Annotated in this window: 1 protein-coding gene; it reads left to right on the forward strand. The window is 59.0% G+C overall.

Annotation, left to right across the window (positions count from 1 at the left end; translation table 11 throughout):
* Nucleotides 1-18: 18 nt before the first annotated feature.
* The coding region (locus tag A1351_RS10515; protein WP_157096242.1) for a hypothetical protein at nt 19-1,027 on the forward strand (1,009 nt) is incomplete at its 3' end.

Consider the following 1,027-nt stretch of genomic DNA (forward strand, 5'->3'; position numbering starts at 1 on the left):
CGGGAGGAAAGACATGTCGTGGTGACGATGTGCAGCCATCGCGAATCGCCGCTGACGGAGGGAGCGCAGCCGGCGATGCCTGTGCCGTCGCTCCGTCGAGTTCTTTTAGCTCTGATCATCGCGCCTGCGGTTCCTGGCGTGTCTTTGATCCTGCCGCCGGCGATCGCTTTCGCGGCTTTCTTTGGCTATGGCGTCGCATGGCCTTTTTTCGCGCCGCAATACTTCGCTCTGAGGCGCCAGATCCCATTCACTTTGGGCACTTCTCTCTTAATGGGCGTTGCCGCTTGGGCATTGGCTGTAACCGATGAGCTTATCGTGGAGCACGCGATCGAGCTGCGGGCAATGGCGATGGGCTCACTCCTTTCGTTTTTCATGGCACGGTTCCGCGAGTGGGATTCGATGCTGCCCTTCAGCGCGATCGGCGCCACCGCTTTCTGGCTCATCGTCAGGGACCGATCGCATCCGACGAGGCTCAGCGAGACATTCCGAGGATTCATCGCCCCGTTGGGCCTTAGGCGCTTTTGGATGTTGATCCTCTGCTACACCATCCTCTTCGGGAGCCACTATTATTGGACTCTGCGTAACGTCGACCTAGCCGATCGGGCCGACAATGGATCCACTCGTTCGGACGTCCACGATGCCGACAACGGCGTCACTCACTTGTATGAGCGCTCGAACGACGACGAATCGTCGAACTCGATCACCCTCGTTGTCCCGCGGGGGTTTCGCTATCAGAGCCGGACGCAGCGAATCGGCGAATGGAGCTACCGAACGCATGACAACGTCTCGTTGACGACCTTCTATCCAGATATGAGCAGCCCCCGTGATAGCGCGAACCTCGCGGCAGGCCTGTATCGCTGTTATGGGAAAGCGACGCAGTGCGGAGGGCAGTTCGAAGTGACGATCCAGAATGTTGCCCGAATCGAGAGGGATAGGAAGCACCTAACCTATGCCGATGCGACCGCAGACCAGATCTCCGGTTATTTGGCGCGTTGGCGAGGAGGTAAGATCTCGCGCGCTCCCCAAT

This window comes from Methylosinus sp. R-45379 (assembly GCF_001644125.1).
Taxonomy (GTDB): domain Bacteria; phylum Pseudomonadota; class Alphaproteobacteria; order Rhizobiales; family Beijerinckiaceae; genus Methylosinus.